The 20,327-nt window shown below is 71.6% G+C and carries 19 protein-coding genes; 13 read left to right on the top strand and 6 right to left on the bottom strand.

Annotated features, from left to right (window positions below):
• The first annotated feature begins 153 nt into the window (after window positions 1–153).
• The 10 genes from AC3B5L_RS15050 to AC3B5L_RS15005 all read left to right on the top strand — a co-directional run bounded on the left by AC3B5L_RS15050 (window position 154) and on the right by AC3B5L_RS15005 (window position 10,950).
• Window positions 154–1,254 carry a substrate-binding domain-containing protein gene (locus tag AC3B5L_RS15050; RefSeq protein ID WP_259953381.1) on the top strand — a complete coding sequence of 367 codons (1,101 nt, stop codon included), beginning with the start codon at window positions 154–156 and terminating at the stop codon, window positions 1,252–1,254.
• 102 nt (window positions 1,255–1,356) lie between these two features.
• Window positions 1,357–2,526: a Gfo/Idh/MocA family protein gene (locus AC3B5L_RS15045; protein WP_187662457.1), complete on the top strand. Its 1,170-nt coding sequence runs from the start codon at window positions 1,357–1,359 to the stop codon at window positions 2,524–2,526.
• Window positions 2,523–3,743, top strand: coding sequence for a DUF993 family protein (locus AC3B5L_RS15040; protein ID WP_490095932.1), 1,221 nt, complete (start codon window positions 2,523–2,525; stop codon window positions 3,741–3,743). The genes AC3B5L_RS15045 and AC3B5L_RS15040 overlap by 4 nt, the downstream gene beginning before the upstream one ends.
• Window positions 3,740–4,657, top strand: a complete 918-nt coding sequence (locus tag AC3B5L_RS15035) for a sugar phosphate isomerase/epimerase family protein (RefSeq protein WP_259953386.1) — start codon at window positions 3,740–3,742, stop codon at window positions 4,655–4,657. Before AC3B5L_RS15040 ends, AC3B5L_RS15035 begins: the two co-directional genes overlap by 4 nt.
• 429 nt (window positions 4,658–5,086) lie before the next feature.
• Window positions 5,087–5,851 carry a sugar phosphate isomerase/epimerase family protein gene (locus AC3B5L_RS15030; RefSeq protein ID WP_259953388.1) on the top strand — a complete coding sequence of 255 codons (765 nt, stop codon included), beginning with the start codon at window positions 5,087–5,089 and terminating at the stop codon, window positions 5,849–5,851.
• Window positions 5,852–5,894: 43 nt separating this feature from the next.
• The gene (locus AC3B5L_RS15025; protein WP_259953390.1) at window positions 5,895–6,962 is read left to right on the top strand and encodes a LacI family DNA-binding transcriptional regulator; all 1,068 of its coding nucleotides are present in this window, start codon (window positions 5,895–5,897) and stop codon (window positions 6,960–6,962) included.
• On the top strand, window positions 6,959–8,062 hold the full coding sequence (locus AC3B5L_RS15020) for a glycerate kinase (protein ID WP_259953392.1): 1,104 nt from the start codon (window positions 6,959–6,961) through the stop codon (window positions 8,060–8,062). Before AC3B5L_RS15025 ends, AC3B5L_RS15020 begins: the two co-directional genes overlap by 4 nt.
• A gap of 141 nt (window positions 8,063–8,203) precedes the next feature.
• A complete protein-coding gene (locus AC3B5L_RS15015; RefSeq protein WP_085605959.1) occupies window positions 8,204–9,055 on the top strand; it encodes an ABC transporter permease in 852 nt (283 codons plus the stop codon).
• 30 nt (window positions 9,056–9,085) lie between these two features.
• Entirely contained in the window at window positions 9,086–10,120 is a 1,035-nt protein-coding gene (locus AC3B5L_RS15010) for an ABC transporter substrate-binding protein (protein WP_259953398.1), read from the top strand.
• 11 nt (window positions 10,121–10,131) lie between these two features.
• Window positions 10,132–10,950 (top strand): ABC transporter ATP-binding protein, encoded by an 819-nt coding sequence (locus AC3B5L_RS15005; protein ID WP_101848251.1) that lies wholly within the window; start codon window positions 10,132–10,134, stop codon window positions 10,948–10,950.
• Window positions 10,951–11,457: 507 nt separating this feature from the next.
• Here AC3B5L_RS15005 and pgm read toward each other — a convergent pair.
• Entirely contained in the window at window positions 11,458–13,101 is a 1,644-nt protein-coding gene (pgm, locus tag AC3B5L_RS15000; RefSeq protein ID WP_187662450.1) for a phosphoglucomutase (alpha-D-glucose-1,6-bisphosphate-dependent), read from the bottom strand.
• A 45-nt stretch (window positions 13,102–13,146) separates the two neighbouring features.
• Here pgm and pheA point away from each other — a divergent pair, with 45 nt between their 5' ends.
• On the top strand, window positions 13,147–14,130 hold the full coding sequence (pheA, locus tag AC3B5L_RS14995; RefSeq protein WP_259953402.1) for a prephenate dehydratase: 984 nt from the start codon (window positions 13,147–13,149) through the stop codon (window positions 14,128–14,130).
• A gap of 475 nt (window positions 14,131–14,605) precedes the next feature.
• On the opposite strand, the gene AC3B5L_RS14990 is transcribed toward pheA, so the two are convergent.
• From AC3B5L_RS14990 to AC3B5L_RS14970, 5 genes are all read right to left on the bottom strand, one after another.
• Window positions 14,606–14,812, bottom strand: coding sequence for a methyltransferase (locus AC3B5L_RS14990; RefSeq protein WP_101848254.1), 207 nt, complete (start codon window positions 14,810–14,812; stop codon window positions 14,606–14,608).
• 101 nt (window positions 14,813–14,913) lie between these two features.
• Window positions 14,914–15,849, bottom strand: a complete 936-nt coding sequence (locus AC3B5L_RS14985; protein ID WP_259953406.1) for an endonuclease domain-containing protein — start codon at window positions 15,847–15,849, stop codon at window positions 14,914–14,916.
• 444 nt (window positions 15,850–16,293) lie between these two features.
• Window positions 16,294–17,331: an LLM class flavin-dependent oxidoreductase gene (locus AC3B5L_RS14980; protein WP_259953408.1), complete on the bottom strand. Its 1,038-nt coding sequence runs from the start codon at window positions 17,329–17,331 to the stop codon at window positions 16,294–16,296.
• A gap of 96 nt (window positions 17,332–17,427) precedes the next feature.
• Window positions 17,428–17,595, bottom strand: a complete 168-nt coding sequence (locus AC3B5L_RS14975; RefSeq protein ID WP_490095931.1) for a DUF2795 domain-containing protein — start codon at window positions 17,593–17,595, stop codon at window positions 17,428–17,430.
• Window positions 17,596–17,661: 66 nt separating this feature from the next.
• Complete coding sequence (locus AC3B5L_RS14970; protein WP_025105470.1) at window positions 17,662–18,084, bottom strand: Hsp20/alpha crystallin family protein; 423 nt, start codon at window positions 18,082–18,084, stop codon at window positions 17,662–17,664.
• Between the two features lie 125 nt (window positions 18,085–18,209).
• Here AC3B5L_RS14970 and AC3B5L_RS14965 point away from each other — a divergent pair, with 125 nt between their 5' ends.
• The gene (locus AC3B5L_RS14965; protein WP_259953411.1) at window positions 18,210–18,518 is read left to right on the top strand and encodes a MerR family transcriptional regulator; all 309 of its coding nucleotides are present in this window, start codon (window positions 18,210–18,212) and stop codon (window positions 18,516–18,518) included.
• 57 nt (window positions 18,519–18,575) lie between these two features.
• Window positions 18,576–20,306, top strand: coding sequence for a cation:proton antiporter (locus tag AC3B5L_RS14960; protein WP_187662443.1), 1,731 nt, complete (start codon window positions 18,576–18,578; stop codon window positions 20,304–20,306).
• Window positions 20,307–20,327: the final 21 nt, after the last annotated feature.

The raw sequence follows: 20,327 nt of genomic DNA, 5'->3' as shown, positions 1-20,327 counted from the left end.
AAGCGTGCCGTTCCAGTGAAGACTGTGCGTTCGAGCCCAGGCAACGTGATCGAACAGGAACCATCCAGATCGAACACACTCGTACACGGAAGGCAGCCGGATGCTGATCCCCCGCATCACCCTCGAAGATGTGCGGCACGTCGGGAGGATCGTGTGACCGAAGAGCGTCCCACCCCGCGTTTCGGCCTCTCCCGCCGCGAGCGCATCCTGGACGAGCTGCGCCGTACCGGCGCCGTGCGCGTCGCCGAGCTCGCCCGTGACTTCGGGGTGGCCGAGCTCACCATCCGTCGCGACATCACCGCGCTGGCGGACCGCGGACTGCTGACCAGGGTGCACGGGGGAGCAGTGCTGCGGAGCGCGCTGGACACGACCGTCGCCCGCGCTGCCCTTCCCGGGCCGCAGTTCCGCATCGGCATGGTGGTGCCGTCGCTGAGCTACTACTGGCCGCAGGTCGTCGTCGGCGCCCGGAGCGCCGGGGTGGAGACCGGGGTGCAGCTCGTGCTCCGCGGAGCCAGTTACGCCGCGCAGGACCAGCGTCGCCAGATCGCGGCGCTCCTGGAATCCGGAACCGTGCACGGCCTCATCGTGGCCCCCGAGACGCAGGGCGCCGACGGACACGCGCTGCTCTCGTGGCTGGACACGCTCCCGGTTCCCGTCGTGCTGGTCGAGCGCCGGACCCCGCCCGCGCTCGCCCTCACCCGGATGCAGACCGTGGCGACGGACCACGCGTTCGGGGGTGCGCTCGCCGCCGGGCACCTCGCCGCGCTCGGACACCGGCGGGTCGGGATCCTCACGTCGCCGCAGTCGCCGACCTCCGCCGGGCTCCGGCAGGGCTGGTCGCGGGCGGTCGCGGAGCTCGGTCTCGCGGTGGGCGTGGATCGCGATGCGGCGCTGGACCGGATGGAGGGGCCCGCGCAGGCGGACGTCGTTTCCTCGGTGTTCGCCGAGATCCGTGACACGGGCACGACCGCGCTGCTCGTGCACTCGGACCCGCAGGCGCTCCTGCTCCAGCAGCATCTGCAGGATGCGGGCTGGCGGCTGCCCGACGACCTCTCCCTGATCGCCTACGACGACGAGGTCGCGGAGCACGGCTCCCCTCCGCTCACCGCGCTGCGGCCGCCCAAGCAGCACGTCGGACGCCGCGCGGTGGAGCTTCTCCGGGATCGGCTGCGCGAGGGGACCACCCGGCCCGCCGAGCGCGTGGAGGTCGCCCCGGCGCTGCACGTGCGGGCGAGCACGGCCCCTCCGCGTTAGGCGCGGTTGCGAGGTCGAGCGTCTCATGCCATGATCTCGGAAAGCGCTTACCAACATTCTCCTGTCAGCGCCGACAGCTTCCACCGAGAGGAACGGACCGAGATGGCACAGGCCCCCACCCGCGAGATCGGGATCATCATGAACGGCGTCTCCGGGCGCATGGGATACCGGCAGCACCTGGTGCGGTCGATCCTCGCGATCCGTGACGACGGCGGGATCGAGCTCCCCGACGGCAGCCGCGTGACCGTGCGGCCGATCCTCGTCGGACGCAGCGAGGCCAAGCTGGCCGAACTGGCGGCGAAGCACGGCATCGAGGACTGGACGACCGATCTGGACGCGGCCCTCGCCGACCCGCAGTGGGAGATCTACGCCGACTTCCTCGTCACGAAGGCCCGGGCATCCGCGATCCGGAAGGCCATCGCCGCCGGCAAGGCGATCTACACCGAGAAGCCCACGGCCGAGTCGCTCGACGAGGCTCTGGAGCTCGCCCGCCTCGCCCGCGACGCCGGTGTGAAGACCGGCGTCGTCCACGACAAGCTCTACCTCCCGGGGCTGCAGAAGCTCAAGCGCCTCATCGACTCGGGCTTCTTCGGCCGCATCCTCTCCGTCCGCGGCGAGTTCGGCTACTGGGTGTTCGAGGGCGACTGGCAGCCCGCGCAGCGTCCGAGCTGGAACTACCGCACCGAGGACGGCGGCGGCATCATCACCGACATGTTCCCGCACTGGAACTACGTCCTGGAGAACCTGTTCGGCGAGGTCAAGAGCGTCTACGCGCAGGCCGCGGTGCACATCGCCGACCGCTGGGACGAGAAGGGCGAGCACTATACGGCCACGGCCGAGGACGCCGCCTACGGCATCTTCGAGCTCGACGGCGGGGCGATCGCCGAGATCAACTCCTCGTGGACGGTGCGGGTGAACCGCGACGAGCTCGTGGAGTTCCAGGTCGACGGCACGCACGGCTCCGCGGTCGTCGGACTGTTCGGTGCGAAGATCCAGCCCCGCAACGCCACGCCCAAGCCCGTGTGGAACCCCGACCTGGAGGACAGCCACGACTACGACGCCGACTGGCAGCAGGTGCCGACGAACGACGTGTTCCAGAACGGCTTCCGGCAGCAGTGGGAGGAATACCTCACCTCGTTCGCCCTCGGGACGGACTACCCGTTCGACCTGCTCGCCGGCGCGCGCGGGGTCCAGTTCGCCGAGGCCGGACTCGCGTCCAGCGCCGAGGGACGCAAGATCGTGCTCGAGCCCCTGACCCTGGACGAGGCATGACCACCCTCCGCCTGCTCGCCGCCGACGGCCGCACCGCCGACACGGAGCTCCGCGAGGTCGCCGGTGTCACGCGGCCGGAGGGCCCGCTCCGCAGCCGGGTGGCCTACGCCGCCGCGCACGTCGTCCCGAAGGTCCACGCGGACAACACCCCGGGGCAGCCGGCCGACATCGACTGGGATGCGACCCTCGCGTTCCGCCGCAACGTGTACTCGTGGGGTCTCGGCGTCGCCGACGCGATGGACACCGCGCAGCGCAACATGGGGCTGGATGCGGCGGCGGTGCGCGAGCTCATCGCCCGCAGCGCCGAGGTCGCCCGCGAGGAGGGCGGCACGGTCGTGGTCGGGGTCAACACCGATCATGTCGACGAGGAGCGCATCCCGCTCGATCAGGTGATCGCCGCCTATCTCGAGCAGCTGCACTTCGCCGGGGAGCAGGGGGCGGGGCCGGTGCTCATGGCCTCGCGCCACCTGGCTCGGGTCGCGGAGACCGCCGACGACTATCGCCGCGTCTACCGCGAGGTGCTCTCCCGCGCGTCGGTCCCCGTCGTGCTGCACTGGCTCGGCACCGCGTTCGACCCGGAGCTCGCGGGCTACTTCGCGCCCTCGTCGCCCGCCGGGAGCGGTGGTCCCGCGTGGCAGGAGGCCGCCGGGATGCTGCTCGACATCATCGGCGAGAACCGCGCCGCTGTCGCCGGGGTGAAGATGAGCCTGCTCGACGCGGACTCCGAGGTGTGGGTGCGCGAGCGGCTGCCGGAGGGCGTGCGCATGTTCACCGGCGACGACTTCCACTACGTCGGCCTCATCGGCGGGGACAGCCTGACCGGGGCTGCCGCGCCCGAGGGGTCCGCGTCGCGCGGCCACTCGGATGCGCTGCTCGGCGCGTTCGCCGCGCTCGCCCCGGTGGCCTCCGCCGCGATCCAGGCCCTCGACGCGAACGACCCGGAGCGGTACCTCGACCTCCTCGGCCCGACGGAGGAGTTGAGTCGGCAGGTGTTCGCGGCACCGACCTACTACTACAAGACCGGGGTCGCCTTCCTGTCCTGGCTCAACGGCCATCAGCCCGCGTTCCAGATGGTCGGGGGGCTGCATTCCGCGCGGAGCCTGCCGCACCTCAGCCGCATCGTCGAGCTGGCGAACGGGGCGCTCGCCCTGGAGCGGCCGGAGCTCGCCCGGGAGCGATGGCACGGCCTGCTCCGGCTGAACGGGGTGGACGCATGACCGCCCCCCGGAGCCTGGCGGCGGAGCGCGAGTCCCGGACACCCGGCGTCGGGACCGTGCCGCATCCGCGGCTCTCGATCAACCAGGCCACCGTGAAGCACGCGGACCTCGCCACGGCCCTGCGCGTCACGGCGGCGGCGGGGGTCGAGGCCATCGGCCTGTGGCGGGAGCCCGTGCAGGCGGTGGGACTCGATGTCGCCGCCCGCATGCTGACCGACTCCGGCCTGCGCTTCACGACGCACTGCCGCGGGGGCTTCTTCACGCTTCCGGCCGGTCCGGAGCGTGACGCCGCGCTCGACGACAACCGCCGAGCGATCGAGGAAACGGCCACCCTCGCGGCAGCCGGTGCGGAGGGCTCGACCGCGGTGCTCGTCCTCGTCGCCGGCGGTCTGCCCGAGGGGTCGCGTGACCTCGTCGGGGCGCGTGAGCGTGTCCGCGACGCCATCGGCGCCCTCGCGGACGACGCTCGCGCCGCCGGGGTCACCCTTGCGATCGAGCCGCTGCATCCGATGTACGCCTCCGACCGTGCCGTGGTCTCCACCCTCGGTCAGGCGCTCGACATCGCCGCGGACTTCGACTCTGCCGTGGTCGGTGCCGCGGTCGACACGTTCCACATCTGGTGGGATCCGCAGGTGCTCGACCAGATCGCCAGGGCCGGACGGGAGGGCCGCATCGCCACGTATCAGGTGTGCGACTGGAAGACCCCCCTCGCCGCAGACCCCCTGCTCTCCCGGCACTATCCGGGGGACGGAGTGATCGACTTCGGCACCCTCACGCGGGCGGTGCAGGACACCGGCTACGACCGCGACATCGAGGTGGAGATCTTCCATGCCGACGTCTGGGCCGACGACCCGGCCCGTGTGGTCCGGCGCACGGCCGAGGCCTTCGCGACGGCGGTCGCCCCCCACTTGTGAGCCCCGGTGACCCCCATCCCCGGTCCCTCCTTGGTCCCGGTCCCTCGGTCTCCGGCCCCTCCTTAGTCCCGGCGTGGTCCCGGATGCACGACCCGTTCCCGGATGCACGGGCCGTTCCCGGATGCACGGCCCGTCCCCGGGTGTCGGTCGTCCCGACGTGCCCGGGTCGTGTATCCGACCCAGTCCCATCGTCCCAGTCCCGTCGTCGTGTGTCGGTCGTCGTGTGTCGGTCGACGAGGGACACCTGCACGACCCGGGTCCGTGGGCACGATCAGACCTAGGTTTCGGTCGTGCAGGCGGGACGGGGTCGTGCAGGTGGGACTCGAGGACGGGGAACGGAACGGGCCGGGACGTCCGACCGAGGAGCCCGGGGGTCAACGGGCCGGGACGTCCGACCAAGGAGATCGGGAGGACTGAGAGGATGACGGGATGACGGGGATCCGTGCGGGACTGTGCTCGGTGACGTTCCGTGCCCTGCCGCCGGAGAGGATCGTCGCGCTCGCGGCCGCCGCGGGTCTCGACGTGATCGAGTGGGGCGGGGACGTGCATGTGCCACCGGGGGAGGTCGGCCGCGCGGCGGAGGTCGCGCGGATGACCACGGATGCCGGGCTCGCCGTCGCGTCCTACGGGTCGTACTTCCGCGCCGGATCGGAGGAGTCGCTGACCGCGGTCCTCGACAGTGCCGCGGCCCTCGGAGCCGACCGCGTGCGGGTGTGGGCAGGGAGTCACGGCTCGGCGGAGGTGTCCGCGCAGGAGCGTGCCCGCGTCGTGACGCGGCTCCGCGCGGCGGCGGTCGAGGCGGCTGCCCGCGGCATCGGGCTCGCCCTGGAGTTCCACGGCGGCACGCTCGCCGACACCGCCCCGGCCACCCTCGCGCTCCTGCACGAGGTCGACCACCCGATGCTGTCGACGTACTGGCAGCCCACGGTCGGCGCCGCCGTCCCCGCGGTGCTCGAGGAGTTCCGTCGGCTCAGCCCCCATGTCTCCGCCGCTCATGTCTTCTCCTGGTGGCCGCGCACCGAACGGCACCCGCTGCGCTCGAGGTCCGCGCTCTGGACACGGTTCTTCGCGGAAGCGGCCGCCACCCCGCACCCGCCGCGTGACGCCCTGTTGGAGTTCGTGCCCGACGACGCCCCCGAGCTCCTCGCCGGTGAGGCCGCCGCCCTGCTCGGTTTCCTCGGACGGCGGCCGTGAGCGTCCCTCGAAGCGGATCCGTCCTCGTCGGTAGGCTCGGAGCATGACCCCGTCCGCCACACCGGCAGAGCCGCCGGCCGCGCGTCGCCCCCGTCACGCCCGGGGACCGGCGCCCACGCTGCATGACGTCGCGCTCGAGGCCGGGGTCTCGCTGGCGACCGCCTCTCGCGTGCTGAACGGTTCCGAGCGCAAGGTCGCGGCGCCCTTCCGGGAACGCGTGGAGGCCGCCGCCGAGGCCCTCGGCTACACCGCCAACGTCTCCGCGCAGGCGACCGCCCGCGGACGCTCGCCGGTGATCGCGCTCCTCGTCGCGGACATCGCCGACCCCTACTTCGGACTCATCGCATCGGGCGTCGCGCGGGGTGCCGACGAGCAGGGTCTCGTCGTGACCGTGGCCATCACCGAGCGCGACCCGGCGCGGGAGGCGCGGATCGTCCGTGCGCTGCGCGGGCAGCGACCGCAGGGGCTCATCCTCGCCGCCTCGCGCACGCAGGAGGAGGGGCAGGCGGAGACCGCCCGCGAGCTCGCCGAGTTCACCCGCCTCGGGGGCCGTGTCGTCGCCTTCGGCGCGGACGGCGACGGCGACCGCCGGGTGGAGATCGACAACCGGGCCGGGGCCGCCGCGCTCGGCCGTCGGATGGCGGAACTCGGGTATCGCTCGGCAGTGCTCGTCGGGGCGGCGGAGGGCGTGCGCACCTCGGACGACCGGCTGGCGGGCTTCCGCGCCGGATTCGCGGAGGGCGGCGGCGAGGTCGCGCAGACCGTCCGCGGAGACTTCCGCCGCGAGTCGGGGGCGACGGCGATGGCCGACGCCCTGGCAGCCGGAGTCCCCGAGGGTACCGTCGTGTTCGGCATCAGCGACGTGGTGGCCATCGGGGCGATGGCGGCCATCCGCGCGGCGGGCCGGGAGGTCGGCGTGGACATCGCCGTCTGCGGTTTCGACGACGTGCCCTCGAGTCGCGATGTGACACCGGCCCTCACCACGGTCTGCGTGCCGCTGAGCGATGCCGGGTATCAGGCCTTCCGGGCGATCGTCGACGAGGACTGGCAGCAGCCGACGCTCCCGCTTGAGGTGGTCGTGCGCGCGAGCACCCCGGGGCTCCGGGCATGACCCGCGTCGTCATCGCTCCGGACAGTTTCAAGGGCACGATCACGGCGGCGGAGGCCGCGGCAGCGCTCGCCGACGGCTGGCGGGAGGTCGAGCCGGCGGCGGACATCGTCCTCCGCCCGATGGCCGACGGCGGGGAGGGGACCGTCGCGGCGTTCGCGACGGCCGTACCGGATGCACAGCGCATGCCGGTCACCGTCGACGGCCCGGCGGGCGCTCCCGTCGAGACGTCCTGGCTGCTCCTGCCGAGCACGACCGATGCTCCCGGCGGCACGGGCGTCGTCGACATCGCCTCGACCTCGGGCATCGAGCTCCTCGACGGCCTGCGGCCCTGGGATGCCGATACGACCGGCTTCGGGCAGGCGATCGCCGCCGCCCTCGATCACGGCGTCTCGCGACTGATCCTCGGCATCGGCTCCAGCGCCTCGACCGACGGCGGCACCGGCATGCTCGCCGCCCTCGGCGCGCGCTTCCTCAACGGGGACGGTCGGCCGGTCGCGAGGGGAGCCCGGGGTCTGGCGGACATCGCCACGGCGGATCTCGGCGCGCTGCGCACCGCGCCGGATGTCCGCGTGCTGACCGATGTCACGAATCCGCTCACCGGGTCTCGCGGCGCGGCGGCGGTGTTCGGTCCGCAGAAGGGGCTCACGGAGCCCGGCGACATCGCCCGGGTCGACGACGCGCTCGCCGGTCTCGCCGCCCTCCTTCCCGTCGATCCGCAGCTCCCCGGCACGGGTGCCGCCGGCGGTACGGGGGCGGCGCTCGTGCGCTGGGGCGGGATCCTCGCCCCGGGGGCGGCCGAGGTGGCCGCGCTCGTCGATCTGGCCGGGGCCGTCCGTGGCGCCGAGGCCGTGATCACCGGCGAGGGGTCGTACGACGGACAGTCGGGTGACGGGAAGGTGCCGTCCTTCCTCGCCGCGCTCGCCGTCGAGGCGGGGGCGCGTCCTCTGCTCGCCGCGGGTCGGATCGCGGACGATGCCGACGCCGGCCTGTTCACGCGGGCCGTGTCGCTGACCGCGTTGGCGGGGTCGTCCGCCGCCGCCGTGGCCGACCCCGCGCGCTGGCTTCGGGTCGCAGGCGCGGAGCTGGCCCGGTCGCGGTGACCGATCCGGAGGCCGCGCCGACGCGCGAGATCCGCGCGGGCGCGACACGGTGCGTTGACACGGCAGAACGGTCGGCATAGACTCGCAACACCGAACGGGAATGCGCTTTCCCGAATCCTTCACGAAGATGTCGAGGACCCCATGTCGTCTGCCCCCTCCGCGACCATGACCCTGGCGATCGCCGCCGACCGCCCCGAGCCTCCGGGCATCGTCCGCTGGTGGAGCCGTCACTGGCACCCGCTCGTCTTCGTGCTCGCGGTGCTCGCCCTCTGGTGGGTCTCCACGAGCCTCGGGTGGGTGCCCGCCTTCATCATCCCGTCGCCCGCCGACACCTGGGCCGCCTTCACCGACAACGCCGCCTACCTCGCGCAGAACACCTGGGTCACCACCTACGAGACCGTGATCGGCTTCGTCATCGCGGTCGTCGTCGGGGTCCTCGTCGCCGTGCTCATGGTGTACTCGCGGGGCCTGGAGCAGACGCTCTACCCGGTCATCCTCTTCGCCCAGGTCATCCCGAAGATCGCGATCGCTCCGCTGTTCGTGGTCTGGCTCGGGTTCGGCGCGGAGCCGAAGATCCTCGTGGCCGTGCTCATGGCGTTCTTCCCGGTCGTCATCTCGGGTCTCGCCGGCCTGCGCACCGTCGACCCGGAGATCCTCCAGCTCGCGTCGACCATGGGAGCGAGCCGCTTCAAGACCTTCCTCAAGGTGCGGCTGCCCGCGGCGCTGCCCGAGCTCCTCTCCGGTCTCAAGGTCGCCGCGACGCTCGCGGTCACCGGTGCCGTGGTCGGCGAGTTCGTCGGCGCGAACGAGGGCCTCGGCTACGTGATCCTGCAGGCCAACGGCAACCTCGACACCGCCATGCTCTTCGCCGCGCTCATCATCATGTCGCTGCTCGGCGTCATCCTCTTCGGCATCATCCAGATCGCCGAGCGCTTCCTCATCCCGTGGCACGCCTCCAAGCGCGACGTCGCCGCGGCCACCGTCCGACTCTGACCCCCCTCGCCCCCACGAAAGAAGGCACTGATGAAGAAGTCAGGCACCATCCTCAGCTCGATCGCCCTCGCGTCCGCCGCGGTGCTCGCCCTCTCCGGCTGCGGAGGATCGACGACCCCGGCGAGCTCCGGCGACGGTGACGGCGGGGAGCTCACGCCGGTCACCCTCATGCTCAACTGGTACCCGTACGGGGAGCACGCGGCGTTCTACTACGGCGTCGACCAGGGCATCTTCGAGGAGCACGGCATCGATCTCACGATCAAGGCCGGCCAGGGCTCGACGAAGACCGCGCAGGCCGTCGGGCAGGGGCAGGTCGACTTCGGCTGGGCGGACACCCCCGCCGTCCTCGCGAACATCGACAAGGGCGTCGGCATCAAGAGCGTCGGCGTCTTCCTGCAGACCACGCCGTCGGCCGTGCAGGTCTTCGCCGACTCCGGCATCTCCAGCCCCGAAGACCTCAAGGGCAAGACCATCGCGGTCTCCGCGGGCGACGCCCCGACCACGACCTTCCCGATGTACCTCGAGGCCGTGGGCCTGGAGGAGGGCGATGTGACGCAGCAGAACCTCGACGCCGCAGGGAAGATCGCCGCCATGCTCTCGGGCAAGGTCGACGGCCTCATCGGCTTCGCGCACGACCAGGGTCCGACCATCGCCGACAAGAGCGGCAAGGACGTCGAGTACCTGCGCTACTCTGACGCCGGCCTGAACTTCTTCAGCAACGGTCTCATCGCGCCGACCGACACGATCGAGGGCGACCCCGAGCTCGTCGAGGCGCTGGTCGCGGCGACCTCCGAGGCCTTCGCCGCGGCGCAGGAGGACCCCGAGGCGGCCGTGGCCGCGATGGAGGGCAAGGACCCGCAGATGCCGTCGCAGGAGGTCCTGCTGCACCAGTGGGAGGAGACCATCGAGCTGCTCCACACCGACGCCACCGAGGGTGAGGCTCCCGGCGCGAACGCGACCGAGGACTGGGAGTCCACGCTGGAGGTGCTGTCCGAGGCCGGGCTCATCTCGGGCGACGGCGACGTGGACACCTACTTCGACGACGCCTTCACCCCCGGGAAGTGAGACCGATCGTCATGGACACTCACGTTCAGCAGGAGCGCGGACCCGCGACCACGAGCACCGCTCCGGCGCTCGAGGTCTCGGATCTCGCGATCACCTTCGCCTCCAAGCGGCGCCAGGTCACGGCTCTCGAGGGCGTCGACCTGCGCGTCGAGGAGGGGGAGTTCCTCTCCATCGCCGGGCCCTCCGGCTGCGGCAAGTCGACCCTCCTGAAGGCCGTCGCCGGACTCACCGCGCCGAGCCGGGGCAGCATCCGCCTGCGCGGCGACGAGGTCCGGGGTCCGCGGCAGGACATCGGCTACGTGTTCCAGCGGGCGGCGCTCCTGGAATGGCGCAGCGTTCGCGGCAACATCCTCCTGCAGGCCGAGATGCGCGGGATGGACATGCGCAAGGCCCAGGCCCGTGCCGACGAGCTCATCGAGATGACCGGTCTCACCGGCTTCGAGAAGTCGCTGCCGCACGAGCTCTCCGGCGGCATGCAGCAGCGGGTGTCGCTGTGTCGGGCGCTGCTGCACGAGCCGCGGGTGCTGCTCATGGACGAGCCGTTCGGTGCCCTCGACGCCCTTACGCGTGAGCGCATGAACGTCGAGCTCAACCGGATCTGGAGCGCCACCGGCACGACCGTGCTGCTCGTGACCCACTCGGTCGCGGAGGCCGTCTACCTCGCCAGCCGCGTCATCGTGATGGGTCCGCGCCCCGGACGGATCCTGGAGGAGCACCGCGTCGACCTCCCGGCCCGCCGCGGCTACGCCGACGTTCTGGAGACGGAGGAGTTCCACCGCGTCTCCAGCCGCGTCCGCGAGCTCCTCGGCTCCTCCACCGACGCCGACTGACCCCGTCCCGCCCCGCCCCACCCCACCCCGTCCCGCCCCGCCCGGGATCGAAACCGCCCCTCCGCGAAGGCCCCCAGGGACGTTTTGGATCCCGCGACAGGGGTGGCCGGCGGGACGGGATCGAAACCGCTCCTCCGCGGTCTTCCGGAGCGACGTTTTCGATCCCGCGACAGGGGTGGCCGGCGGGACGGGATCGAAACCGCTCCTCCGCGATCTCTCGCAGGGACGTTTTCGACCCCGCGACCGGGAGCGGTGGGCGGAAGACGGGCGGCCGACCTGCGACAACGGAAGGACTCGTCGCCACGGCCTTGGGACGTACGCGCGCACTCGGCGGATTCGCTCGACCCGGGTCGCGGGATCGATTACGTCCCTCTCCGGCGCGTGCCAGGCGCACTCTCGATCCCGCACGAGGTGTCCACCGGGGTGCGGGATCGAAGACTCCCCTCGGCGGTGGCCGAGGGGAGCGGTTTCGATCCCGCGGCACCTGCGGATCCCGCGGGGGCGGAGTCAGTCGCCGAGGGCGGCGGACACCACGGCGCGGGCTTCGGCCTGCACCTCGGCGAGGTGCTCGGGGCCGCGCAGGCTCTCGGCGTAGAGCTTGTAGACGTCCTCGGTGCCGGACGGCCGCGCGGCGAACCACGCGTGCGGGGTCTGCACCTTCAGGCCGCCGATCGCCGCACCGTTGCCGGGAGCGTGTGAGAGCTTCGCGATGATGTCCTCGCCGGCGAGGGTGGTCGCCGTCACCGATTCCGGAGTCAGCTTGCCCAGCGTCGCCTTCTGCTCAGGGGTGGCCGGGGCGTCGACGCGCTGGTAGGCGGACGAACCGAAGGCGTCCTCGAGTTCCGCGTAGCGCTGCGACGGGGTCTTGCCGGTCACCGCGAGGATCTCCGCCGCGAGCAGGCAGAGGAGGATGCCGTCCTTGTCGGTCGACCACACGGAGCCGTCGTGCCGCAGGAACGAGGCCCCCGCCGACTCCTCGCCGCCGAACGCCACGGAACCGTCGAGCAGCCCGGGCACGAACCACTTGAAGCCGACCGGGACCTCCAGCAGACGCCGCCCGAGCGACTCGGCCACGCGGTCGATGATCATCGACGACACGAGCGTCTTGCCGACCGCCGCCTCGCGCGGCCAGTGCTCCCGGTGCGAGAAGAGGTAGTCGATGGCGACGGCGAGGAAGTGGTTCGGGTTCATGAGCCCGGCGTCGGGGGTGACGATGCCGTGCCGGTCCGCGTCCGCGTCGTTCCCGGTGAGGATGTCGTAGTCGCCCTTCTTCGCGACGAGCGACGCCATGGCCGACGGAGACGACGGGTCCATCCGGATCTTCTCGTCCCAGTCGAGGGTCATGAAGCGCCACGTGGGGTCGACCTCGGGATTGACGACCGTGAGGTCGATGTCGTGCATCTCGGCGATCAGCGACCAGTACTCCACCGAGGCGCCGCCCAGCGGGTCCGCGCCGATACGTACGCCGGCGCGGCGGATCGCCTCGATGTCGATGATCGACGGGAGGTCGCGCACGTAGGCGTCGCGGAAGTCGTATCCGGTGATGGCGTCCCAGTCCACGTCGGCGAAGCGCTCGCGGCGCACCTCGGCCAGGCCGCCCGCGATGAGCTGGTTGGCGCGGTCGGCGATCCAGCCGGTCGCATCCGTGTCGGCGGGACCGCCGTGGGGCGGGTTGTACTTGAAGCCGCCGTCGCGGGGCGGGTTGTGCGAGGGGGTCACGACGATGCCGTCCGCGCGGCCCGGGTCGTCGGCGGCGCGGTCGCGGTTGTACGTGAGGATCGCGTGACTCAGCGCCGGGGTCGGCACCCAGGAGTCCCGGGCGTCGACGCGCACGTCCACTCCGTTCGCGAGCAGGACCTCGATGGCGCTCCGCTCTGCGGGGAGGGAGAGGGCGTGGGTGTCGCGCCCCAGGAAGAGGGGGCCGGTGATGCCCTGCGCCGCACGGTAGTCGACGATCGCCTGGGTCGTGGCGAGGATGTGGTTCTCGTTGAAGCTCTTGGTGAGCGACGAGCCGCGGTGGCCGCTGGTGCCGAACACGACCCGTTCGCTCGGGACGTCCGGGTTCGGCACGCGGTCGTAGTAGGCGGCGATCAGCTCGTCGACGTCGATCAGGTCACTTTCCTCCGCGGGGAGGCCGGCACGGCTGCTCATGCACTCAGTCTGCCCCGTGCGGCGGATGCTCGCATCCGGCTTGACATGCGGGATTGCGATGAGTCACCGAGGGATAGGCTGAACGCCGTGACTGCACGCCGCACCTACAGCTATCTCGGACCAGCCGGAACCTTCACGGAGGCGGCGCTCGACCAGGTGGCCGAGGCCAGGGGGCAGGACTGGCGGCCGGTGCACAACGTGGGTGAGGCGCTCGCGGATGTGCTCGAAGGACGCAGCGACGCGGCCATGATCGCGATCGAGAACTCCATCGAGGGCGGTGTGTCCACCACGCAGGATGCGCTGGCGACTCTGCCGGGGCTCCGGATCATCGGCGAGTACCTCGTGCGGGTGAACTTCGTCCTCGTCGCACCGCGCGGCACCACTCTCGACCAGGTCGAGGTCATCGCCGCGCACCCTGTCGCCTACGCGCAGTGCCACGGCTGGCTCGGCGAACACCTTCCGACCCACTCGCACGTGCCGGCGGCGAGCAACGTCGCCTCGGCCATCGGTGTCCTCGACGGCAGCTCGCCCGCGCAGGCCGCGATCGCCGCCCCGGGTATCGTGCAGCACTACGACGTGGACGTCCTCGCCGAGGGCATCGGCGACAACGCGGCGGCCGTGACCCGGTTCGTCCTCGTCACGCGGACCACGCGTTCGCCCGCGCCGACCGGTGCCGACAAGACCTCGTTGATCGTGGAGCTCCCGCACGACCACCCTGGTTCGCTCCTCGAGATGCTGGAGCAGTTCTCGACGCGCGGCATCAACCTCTCGCTCATCGAGTCCCGGCCGATCGGCGACGAGCTCGGCCGGTACCGGTTCGTGATCGACGCGGACGGTCACATCGAGCACGAGCGGATGGCCGACGCCCTGCTCGGGATCCGCCGCTTCAGCCCCCGCGTGGTGTTCCTCGGGTCCTATCCCCGTGCCGATCGGCAGATCGTGCAGTACCCCGACCGCTACTCGGACGAGGTCTTCATCGAGGCCCGCGACTGGCTCCGCGGCATCCTCTCCGGCGAACCCGAGGCCTGAGTCTCGCCGCGGCCCGTGCGTCGCGCGCCCCCGTGTGCCGTGCGCATGCGGGATCCATCTCGCGCCTCCCCGACGCGGGCAACGCGCGGATTCCGTCCCGCAGTCCCGCAGTCCCGCAGCCCCGGAGTCCCGGAGTCCTGGAGTCCCGCAGGGATGCCGGGTGCGGGATCGAAAACGCACGTCCCCGACCCGACTCGCGCACGTTCTCCATCCCGCATCGCGCCGCATCATCCACGTGGGTTCGAGAATGCGCGTCTCCGGGCGCGGCGAGGAACCCTTTTGATCCCGGCACCTGAGGCTGTGCGGGACGAGCGCGTCTGATCCCCGTACTCGTGGCCATGCGGGGCAGCGTCCGGACACACCCACGCCGAGATACCGCCTCGCTCCCGCGGTAGCGATCACTGCGGGGTCAGATTCGCGCCTGTCCCCGTCGCAGGAGGCGCCTTTTCGATCCCGCACGCGTGGAGTGGGGTGCTCAGTGCTCCTGGAACCGCGGCCAGGCGCTGCCCGGCAGCATGCGGGCATGTAGCGCGCCCTTCGCGGAGGCGAGGCTGGGATAGGTGCCCGCTGCCGCGTCCGCTCCCGCCATGGTCACCACATAGCCGTCCTCATCGTGGCGGATGCTCCCCACCACACCGTTCGTCCCGTAGGCGACCCACAGTGCGAGTGTCTTGGTGCTCATCGTCGAACCCCTCTCTCTGCGGCCGAGGCTACGCCTCAGTGCGGCCCGGGGCCAGCCCCTTCCCGGGGAGAAGCCTTCTCGTTCGGCCCGTGACACGGACCTCAACCCCAGAGGTGGCGTCGAACGTCGAGCGCACGACGGACGCGCGCGGCGAGAACCGTTCCGCCATCGCGCAGATCGAGCTCGGTCATCCGGATCACGAGCCACCCGTGGTCTTCGAGGTCGCGTTGGCGCCGGATATCGGCCCGCCACTGATCGCGGTCCGTCCGGTGGCCGTCGCCTTCGTATTCGATGGCGATGCGGTATTCCGGATAGGCGAGGTCGACCCTGGCGAGGAAGCGTCCGCCCGGGGAGACGACGTGCTGGACGGCGGGCTCCGGCAGTCCGAGGCTCACGAGCAGCAGGCGGGTCTCCGTCTCCTTCGGGGACTCGACACCCGGGCGCGCGAGCGGCAGCGCCTCTCGGATGCGGCCGCACCCGGGGAAGCGTCCCCATCGCACCAAGTGCCGTTCGATGCTGTCCGCGGTTGCCACAGGCCGGCCCGTCCTCAGCCCCGGATAGACATCGGACGCCGTTAGGAGGGCATCAAGCGCGACGACCATCGGCGTCGACGCGAACTCCCGTGCACACAGGAACAGTGTGCTGACCGGGTCGACCGTCGGCACTCCGTTGATGTGCCACGCATCTGCCCGTCCGGGCGCGATACGGCGCCCCCGGACACCGGCCGTCCGGGGCGGTGATGTCCCGGTGGGCACAGCGACATCGAGGGGCTCGCCGGGTGACCAGCGGACGGGTGTGGGAAGGCCCCACAGTCGCAGGGCCGTACGGCCGGCGAAGGCCTGGCCCTGGCGGAGGCGCGGCAGGTAGGAGGCGACTCGATCGTCGAAGGTGGCGGGCTCCACCGTCGACCGCACGCCGGCGAACGGCCGCGAGAGGTCTCGGCTGGAGTACCTCTTCCGCCCGACCCCGATGGCAGCGGCGTCACGGACGGCGAAGTGAGGGCCGAGGTCAGGTGGAAGAGGGATCCGGTGTCGCATGCGTCCATGCTGTCCGTGGTGGGCCCGCCCTCCGACGGTCTGCTTTCACTCGTCTGACTCCTGTGGAAAACCCGAACCGACGTGGACCTGTGGCGGAGACGTCCCCGTCGAGCGGGATCAGAGATGCCCCTCCGATGGCGGTCCGAGGCACGTTTCTGGTCCCGCGTGCCGAGGCGCTCGGCGCACATGGCGTGAGCGAGGGGGCGGCGGGTGTCAAGGGTGCGGGATCAAAAAGGTGCCGCGCAGGGCAGGCGGGGGACCGTTATCGATCCCGCACCTCGGAAGGGGCCGGACCCGGGGATCAAAAGAGTGCCGGCCGGACCGCGCGGGGGACCGTTATCGATCCCGCGGCGCGACTCACGATCCCGCGGCGCGACTCACGCGCCCGCGACGCGACTCACGCGCCCGCGACGTGACTCACGCGCCCGGGACGCGAGACGCGACTCACGCGCCCGCGACGAGCTCCAGCGTCTGGGCGCGCCCCGCAGCCGAGTCCTTCGGCTCCGCGTCGTAGGCTCCGGCGACGGGGGAGAGCATGACCTCGTCCACCCCGTAGGTCGTCGCGAAGGAGCGGACCTCCGCGGCGACGGACTCCCCGGTGCCGACGAACCACCGTGACCGCGCGGCCTCGACCACCTGGTCCGTTGCGGCGTCGTGCTCTGCGGCGAGGGCCTGTTCGATGGTCTCCAGCGCGACGAGCGGCTGGTTGAGCCGGAGTCGCGCCATCATCCGCAGCTGCGGGAGGGCGCGGGCCTCCGCCTCCTCCGCGGTCGGTGCCGCGACGGCGTTCACGGTGAGGAAGGTCCGCGGCTCCGGATGCTCCTCGCTCGGACGGTAGTTCGTGCGGTAGAGGTCGAGGGCGCGTTCCAGGCCCTGTCCGGAGAAGTGGTTCGCGAACACGTACGGCAGGCCGAGGGAGGCGGCGAGCTGTGCGGAGTAGTCGCTCGACCCCAGCAGCCACACCTCGGGCACTCCTGTCGCGGCGGGGGTCGCCCGCACGGTGTACTCCCCGCCGGAGGTGAAGCGCACGGTGGCGCCGTCGGCGGTGAAGAGCGCCGCGATGTCCTGCACGTGCCGGGGGAACTGCTCCACGTCGCTGGTGGTCCCGGACCCCCGGAGGAGCTGGGTGATCACGGGGTCGCTGCCGGGGGCGCGGCCGAGGCCCAGGTCGATGCGTCCGGGCGCGATGGCTTCGAGGGCGGCGAACTGCTCGGCCACGATGAGGGGCGCGTGGTTCGGGAGCATGACGCCGCCGGAGCCGAGACGGATGCGGGAGGTGCGCGTGGCGGCGGCCGCGATGAGGACCGGCGGCGTGGTCGAGGCGACCGCGGGCATGTTGTGGTGCTCGGCGAACCAGTACCGGCGGTAGCCGAGCCGGTCGGCGGTCGCGGCGAGGGAGAGGGAGGCGGAGATGGCCTCGGCGCTGGTCTGGCCGGAGCGGACCGGCACGAGGTCGAGGACGGAGAGGGCGACGTCGTTCATCTCCGGATGCAACCTCGGCGGCCGCTCCGGCATTCCCTAGGCGGCGAGTCGCGAGGCGGGGGTGAGCGCGTCGGCGAGAGCGGTGCGGGCGAGGCGCTAGCGGATGAGCCAGGCGGCGCTGTAGCTCTGTTCGGGCAGGTCGCGCAGCACCGCGCGATCTTCCGCCGGCAGTCCGTCCCGCGCCGCTTCGCGCAGGAGATCGTCGCGGGTCGCCGGGTACTCCATGTCGGCGAGGAAACGGTCGAGGGTCGGGGAGAGTGCCATGATTCGTCCTTTCCGTGCGAAGAGGAGAAGAGCGGGGGCGGCGCGAGTGCACCGCCCCCAGGATGATCAGGCGTCGATCGCCTGGCGCTGTTCGCCGGACTCGACGACGATCTTGCGCGGCTTCGCCCGCTCGCTGACGGGGATGACGACCGACAGGACACCGCTCTCATACGAGGCGCTGATGTTGTCGAGGTCCACACCGTCGCCGAGCGAGAACTGGCGCAGGAACGACCCGGCCCCGCGCTCGCGGGCGAGCCAGCGCACGCCCTCACGGGTGTCGGCCGTGCGCTGGGCGCGGATCGTGAGCTGACCGCCGTCGAGGTCGACGTCGATGGAGCCCGGGTCGGCGCCGGGGAGGTCGGCGTGCAGGATGTAGCGGTCCCCGTCGCGGTACAGGTCCACCGGCATCGACCGGGGCGCGCGCACGGAGTCCAAGACGCTCGCGGCGAAGCGGTCGAGCTGGCTGAAGGGATCGAAGGTCAGTGCCATGAGGTTTCTCCTTTCGTGCGGCCCTGCAAGGGCTGAGGTGGTGTGCAGATTATCTGCACGTCAGGTATAGATTTGTTATAGAACACTTGCAGGATTCTTCGCAACCCCGACCTGAGGACACCCGGATGACCGCACGCGACTCGCGCACCCCGCTCTACGGCATCGCCGTCGCCGCCCAGCTCGTCGACCTGTCGGAGGCGACGATCCGACTCTTCGAGAGCAAGGGGCTTCTCGCGCCCGCTCGCAGTGACGGCGGCACGCGTCGGTACAGCGACGACGACATCACCCGCCTGCGTCGCGCGGCCGAACTCCGCGGGGACGGCATCAACATCGCCGGGATCGCGCGGGTCCTCGACCTGCAGGACGAGAACGCGGGCCTCCGCGAAGCCCTCGATGCGGACGGGCCGGGACGGGAGCGCCCCGTCCGCGACTGACACCCCGCCCATGCTCCGCGGACCGGGGAGCGCGGACGACGCCGCTACGCTTTCCGCATGGAAGCCGGGATCTTCTACGTCCTCGTCGGAGCCGTCGCCGTGGCCGCCGTCGCGCGGTGGCGAGGGTGGCCCGCACCGCTGCTCGTGACCGTCGTCGCGCTGGCCGCGTCGTTCCTGCCGTTCGTGCCGGAACTGGAGATCGACGGGCATCTGCTGCTCGGCCTCGTGCTGCCGCCGTTGCTGTACTCCGCCGCCCTCGACGTGTCGTTCGTCGGGTTCAAGCGCAGCCTCCCGCAGATCCGCCGTCTCGGGATCTGGCTGGTGCTGCTCACCGCGTTCGCCGTCGGACTCGTGGCCTGGTGGATCCTGCCGTCGCTCACGCTGCCGGGCGCGCTGCTGCTCGGGGCCATCGTCGCTCCGCCGGACGCGGTGTCGGCGGCGGCGATCGGTCGTCGTCTCGGTCTGCCCCGCCGCATCATGACGGTGCTGTCGGGGGAGAGCCTCATCAACGACGCGACCTCGCTCACGCTCTACCGGGTGTTCGCCGCGATCCTCGCCGGGGCGACCGTGTCGATCGGGGGCGGCGTCGGTCAGTTCCTCCTCGCGGTCGGCGTAGGGGTGGGGATCGGTCTCGTCTTCGGGATCGTGCTGCATCAGCTCCGGATGCGCATCGGCGACCCCGTCGTGATCGGCACCTTCGGTCTTCTCGCCCCGTTCGGTGCGTACAACATCGCGGAGCATCTGCTCGGCTCCGGCGTCCTCGCGGTCGTGGCCATGGGCCTCTTCGTCGGCTTCAACGCCCCGCGCACCGACTACACGACCCGGCAGCAGGAGGCGCCGCTGTGGCTGTCGGCCGACCTGCTGCTGGAGAGCTTCGTGTTCGCCTACATCGGCCTCCAGTTCCCGCGGGTGCTCAACGACCTCGGCAGCGAGTCGGTGGGGCACATCCTCCTGCTCTCCGGCGCCGTGCTGCTCGTGGTGCTCGTCGTCCGGCCGCTCTACATCTACCCGATCAGCGCGTGGTCGAACTTCCAGGACCGCCGCCGGCTCGCACGCATGGACCGTGGCATCGCGTCCGGGGAGTTCGACGAGCGTCGTCGGCGGTCCCGGCGGTGGCGCGACCAGAGCACGGACGAGCTGCGGACGCAGATCGTGCGGGAGCGCATGGCGGGTCTGCGGCTCACGTGGAAGGACAACGCGGTCATCTCCTGGGCGGGCATGCGCGGCGTGGTGACCCTGGCGATCGCGGTGGCCGCCGCCGACCTGGCCGGCCTCGACACCGAGGCCGCGCACGCCATCGTCGTGGTCGCCTTCATCGTCACCGTCGGCACGCTCCTGCTGCAGGGGCTCACGCTGCCGCTGCTCATCCGGCGCTTGGAGATCGCCGGGGATGAGGAGCACGAGGAGGACGTCGCGGCGCTGGAGACGGTCAAGGCCAAGAGCCGCGAGGCGGGCAAGGCCTATCTCGCCGAGAAGCGTCGGGAGTGGGAGCAGAAGCACGGCGAGGTCGACCTCGGCATGTTCGACGCGTTCACGAAGCGCATGACCCGGGTGGAGAAGGACACCGACGACGCGCAGCAGGTCGAGGACACCGTGGCCCGCCCGTCCTACGACGACCTCGTCGCGCTGACCAAGGGATGGCTGCAGGTGCGACGGGAGATCCTCGTCGCGGAGCGCGATGCCGGGGAGCTCGACGAGGAGGTCATGCGGGAGCTGCTGGCCGCGATGGACGCCGAGGAGCTCGCGCTCGACACCCGCGGCGCGACCCGCCCCCTGAGTCGCAGCTGACCCCTCCTTCCCCTCGACCCA

This window comes from Microbacterium sp. C-MGS6 (assembly GCF_058140415.1).
This window is presented reverse-complemented; position numbering and strand designations above follow the sequence as displayed.

What these genes read in the sequence shown, in the direction of transcription:
- AC3B5L_RS14975 (WP_490095931.1), bottom strand. Translation starts at nt 17,595, where the DNA reads ATGGCACTCTCCCCGACCCTCGACCGTTTCCTCGCCGACATGGAGTAC.
- AC3B5L_RS15025 (WP_259953390.1), top strand. Translation starts at nt 5,895, where the DNA reads ATGACCCCGTCCGCCACACCGGCAGAGCCGCCGGCCGCGCGTCGCCCC.
- AC3B5L_RS15005 (WP_101848251.1), top strand. Translation starts at nt 10,132, where the DNA reads ATGGACACTCACGTTCAGCAGGAGCGCGGACCCGCGACCACGAGCACC.
- AC3B5L_RS15015 (WP_085605959.1), top strand. Translation starts at nt 8,204, where the DNA reads ATGTCGTCTGCCCCCTCCGCGACCATGACCCTGGCGATCGCCGCCGAC.
- AC3B5L_RS15040 (WP_490095932.1), top strand. Translation starts at nt 2,523, where the DNA reads ATGACCACCCTCCGCCTGCTCGCCGCCGACGGCCGCACCGCCGACACG.
- AC3B5L_RS14980 (WP_259953408.1), bottom strand. Translation starts at nt 17,331, where the DNA reads ATGAACGACGTCGCCCTCTCCGTCCTCGACCTCGTGCCGGTCCGCTCC.
- AC3B5L_RS15045 (WP_187662457.1), top strand. Translation starts at nt 1,357, where the DNA reads ATGGCACAGGCCCCCACCCGCGAGATCGGGATCATCATGAACGGCGTC.
- pgm (WP_187662450.1), bottom strand. Translation starts at nt 13,101, where the DNA reads ATGAGCAGCCGTGCCGGCCTCCCCGCGGAGGAAAGTGACCTGATCGAC.
- pheA (WP_259953402.1), top strand. Translation starts at nt 13,147, where the DNA reads ATGCGGGATTGCGATGAGTCACCGAGGGATAGGCTGAACGCCGTGACT.
- AC3B5L_RS15020 (WP_259953392.1), top strand. Translation starts at nt 6,959, where the DNA reads ATGACCCGCGTCGTCATCGCTCCGGACAGTTTCAAGGGCACGATCACG.
- AC3B5L_RS14985 (WP_259953406.1), bottom strand. Translation starts at nt 15,849, where the DNA reads ATGCGACACCGGATCCCTCTTCCACCTGACCTCGGCCCTCACTTCGCC.
- AC3B5L_RS14990 (WP_101848254.1), bottom strand. Translation starts at nt 14,812, where the DNA reads ATGAGCACCAAGACACTCGCACTGTGGGTCGCCTACGGGACGAACGGT.
- AC3B5L_RS15030 (WP_259953388.1), top strand. Translation starts at nt 5,087, where the DNA reads ATGACGGGGATCCGTGCGGGACTGTGCTCGGTGACGTTCCGTGCCCTG.
- AC3B5L_RS15010 (WP_259953398.1), top strand. Translation starts at nt 9,086, where the DNA reads ATGAAGAAGTCAGGCACCATCCTCAGCTCGATCGCCCTCGCGTCCGCC.
- AC3B5L_RS14970 (WP_025105470.1), bottom strand. Translation starts at nt 18,084, where the DNA reads ATGGCACTGACCTTCGATCCCTTCAGCCAGCTCGACCGCTTCGCCGCG.
- AC3B5L_RS14960 (WP_187662443.1), top strand. Translation starts at nt 18,576, where the DNA reads ATGGAAGCCGGGATCTTCTACGTCCTCGTCGGAGCCGTCGCCGTGGCC.
- AC3B5L_RS15035 (WP_259953386.1), top strand. Translation starts at nt 3,740, where the DNA reads ATGACCGCCCCCCGGAGCCTGGCGGCGGAGCGCGAGTCCCGGACACCC.
- AC3B5L_RS14965 (WP_259953411.1), top strand. Translation starts at nt 18,210, where the DNA reads ATGACCGCACGCGACTCGCGCACCCCGCTCTACGGCATCGCCGTCGCC.